Annotated in this window: 2 protein-coding genes; one reads left to right on the plus strand and one right to left on the minus strand. The window is 67.7% G+C overall.

The window, feature by feature from the left end:
* Position 1: 1 nt before the first annotated feature.
* Positions 2 to 319: a hypothetical protein gene (locus AC1D15_RS29050; protein WP_477828750.1), complete on the minus strand. Its 318-nt coding sequence runs from the start codon at positions 317 to 319 to the stop codon at positions 2 to 4.
* A gap of 188 nt (positions 320 to 507) precedes the next feature.
* On the opposite strand from AC1D15_RS29050, the gene sbcB reads away from it, so the two are divergent.
* Positions 508 to 1,956, plus strand: a complete 1,449-nt coding sequence (gene sbcB, locus AC1D15_RS29055) for an exodeoxyribonuclease I (protein ID WP_477828751.1) — start codon at positions 508 to 510, stop codon at positions 1,954 to 1,956.
* Positions 1,957 to 2,045 lie beyond the last annotated feature (89 nt).

Below are 2,045 nucleotides of genomic sequence, written 5' to 3' on the forward strand. Positions count from 1 at the left end.
GTCAGGTCAGCGCGGCGACCTGGGCGGTGGTCAGCGCGGCGAACTGGTCGGAGCCGAAGGCGCCCAGCTGGTCGGAGTTCAGGGCGCGCAGCGTGGCCGAGCTGAGGGCGCGCAGGTCCTGCGTTTCCATCACGGCGAGTTCGGCGGTGCCGATCGCGGAGACGTTGGTCGACGGGATCGCGGCGACCTGGCTGGTCGTCAGTGCCTGGAACTGCGCCGTGTTGAAGGCGGCCCAGTCCTCGGTCGTCAGCCCGGCAATGGACTTCGTCGACAAGCCGGCGATCTGAGCGGTCGTCAGGAACTGAATGATGCTGGCCATGAAGGGCGTCCTTTGAGTGGTATTCGTTTGCGGGGTCGGCTGGTGTGCGTGCACCTGCTCCAAACCGGACCCAGTCAAACGGGAATATCGGATACATGTGACGAACCCTTAAGGTGCAAATGAAGCGCGGATACGGTGCTGTTCGCGCAATCCGTCTGGTTTTGGCCGGTGCTGGTAGATTGCGCGCCATGACCGATTTCACGTTCCTCTGGCACGACTACGAAACCTTCGGCSKCGTGCCGCGCCRGGACCGGCCGKCGCAGTTCGCCGSCATCCGCACCGAYGCCGAGCTGAACGAGGTGGCGGGCGGCGAGCTGATGGTGTACTGCCGGCCGACGCCGGACTACTTGCCCGATCCGGAGTCGTGCCTGCTGACCGGCATCCTTCCGCAGACCTGCCTGGAGCGCGGCGTGCCGGAGCACGAGTTCGCCGATGCGATCGAGGCGCAGCTGGCGCAGCCCGGCACGGTGGGCGTGGGCTACAACACGATCCGTTTCGACGACGAGGTGACGCGCCACCTGTTCTGGCGCAACCTGATCGACCCTTACGCGCGCGAGTGGCAGAACCAGTGCGGGCGCTGGGACCTGCTCGACGTGGTGCGGCTGACCTGGGCGCTGCGGCCGGAGGGCATCACCTGGCCGACGCACGAGGACGGCCGGCCGTCGTTCAAGCTGGAGCACCTGACGGCGGCGAACGGCCTGGCGCACGATGCGGCGCACGATGCGTTGTCGGACGTGCGGGCGACGATCGCGCTGGCGAAGCTGATCAAGTCGCGCCAGCCGCGGCTGTGGGATTTCGCACTGAAGCTGCGCAGGAAGGACGAGGTGATCCAGGAGATGGGGGTGGGGCGGCCGTTCCTGCACATCTCGGGCATGTACGGCGTGGAGCGCGGCTGCATGGCGCTGGTGTGGCCGCTGGCGCCGCACCCGAGCAACAAGAATGAAGTGATCGTGTGGGACCTGGCGAGCGACCCGGCGGAATTGTTCACGCTGGATGTCGAGACGATCCGGCTGCGCATGTTCAGCAAGGCCGACGACCTGCCCGAGGGCGTGGCGCGGCTGCCGATCAAGACGATCCACATCAACAAGTCACCGATGGTGATCGGCAATCTGAAGACGCTGAGCGATGCGGTGGCGGCGAAGTGGGGCGTCGACGTGCCGCGCGCGCTGGCGCATGCGGAGGTGGCCGCGAAGCAGGGCCATCTGCTGGCCGGCATGTGGCCGGCGGTGTTCGAGCGGCCGGCGCCGAGTGCGAAGCCGGACGTCGACGAGGATTTGTACGGYGGCTTCGTCGGCAATGAAGATCGCAAGGCGCTGCAGCGGCTGCGCGGGTTGTCGCCGCAGCAGCTGGCCGACAAGCGACCGGCGTTTGCGGACCCGCGGCTGGCCGAGATCCTCTTCCGTTACCGGGCCCGCAATTTCCCGGAGACGCTCAGCGAGGCCGAGCAGGCGCAGTGGCTGGAGCACCGGGTGCACAAGCTGCACGACGGGGCGGGTGGGGCGCTGACGCTGCAGGCCTTCTTCGACCGCATTGATGCGTTGCAGGAATCCGAAGCGCTGGCCGAGGACGAACGCGCCCAGGACATCCTGGGTGCACTGGTCGACTACGCCACCGAGATTGCACCGGAGCGTGACTGATTCCGCTGCGGCGCGTCGCGGCGGGTGAGGGGATGGGCTGGGGGCTCAGCCTCGGCGGTCGGCCCTGGCGGGCCGACTCCACGAAGAAG

Source organism: Rhizobacter sp. P2_H2, from assembly GCF_056403375.1.

Excerpts from the sequence above, each read along its gene's own strand:
- AC1D15_RS29050 (WP_477828750.1), bottom strand. The coding sequence starts at position 319 with ATGGCCAGCATCATTCAGTTCCTGACGACCGCTCAGATCGCCGGCTTG.